This window comes from Streptomyces sp. A1136 (genome assembly GCF_004795055.1).
GTDB lineage: Bacteria > Actinomycetota > Actinomycetes > Streptomycetales > Streptomycetaceae > Streptomyces.
In genome coordinates this window covers 1-581 of the sequence record NZ_SSBJ01000272.1, presented here as the reverse complement: position 1 = coordinate 581, position 581 = coordinate 1, and the positions used below count along the sequence as shown (strand labels likewise).

The 581-nt window shown below is 72.5% G+C and carries 2 protein-coding genes; one reads left to right on the top strand and one right to left on the bottom strand.

The window, feature by feature from the left end:
* Positions 1-329: hypothetical protein (locus E6R62_RS38535; protein ID WP_206309032.1), on the top strand; the 329-nt coding region annotated here is incomplete at its 5' end.
* Here the strand turns inward: E6R62_RS38535 and E6R62_RS38530 are convergent.
* A partial coding sequence (locus E6R62_RS38530) for a sigma-70 family RNA polymerase sigma factor (protein ID WP_136218014.1) occupies positions 326-581 on the bottom strand: 256 nt, incomplete at its 5' end. The two genes, E6R62_RS38535 and E6R62_RS38530, sit on opposite strands and share 4 nt — an antisense overlap.

Sequence of the window (581 nt, the reverse complement as noted above, 5' to 3'; positions counted from 1 at the left end):
CCAGCGAGTTCAGCAAGGCGCTCGAGGGGCTGTCCCGCCTGGGCGGCGCCGAGGGGGACGGGAAGTCCTGGCTCGACGTCGAGCCCTCCGCGAACGGCAGCTCCACGCCGACCGCGGCGATGGACACCACCGGCTGGTTCGAGTCGCAGCTCCCGCGGGCCGCCGATCAGCCCGAGGCCAAGATCGAGCTCTCGAGCATCGCCGACGCCCCGCCGCCGACCCCGCAGATGCCGGTGACGCCGTCGCTGACGCAGGCGAAGCAGGAGGTCCGGGAGCTGCCGGCCGACCCGTCGCAGACGGCCAACGGCCAGCCCGGCTCTCCGAGCTAGTCCTTCAGCAGGCCCTCGCGCAGCTTGGCCAGTGTCTGGCTGAGCAGCCGCGACACGTGCATCTGCGAGATGCCGATGTCGGCGGCGATCTGCGACTGGGTCATGTTGCCGAAGAACCGCAGGATCAGGATGCGGCGCTCGCGGGCCGGGATCGTGGCGAGCAGCGGCTGCAGCGACTCCCGGTACTCCACGCCCTCGAGCGCGGCGTCCTCCTCGCCCAGGGTCGCGGCCAGCGTGGGGGAGTCGTCCTCG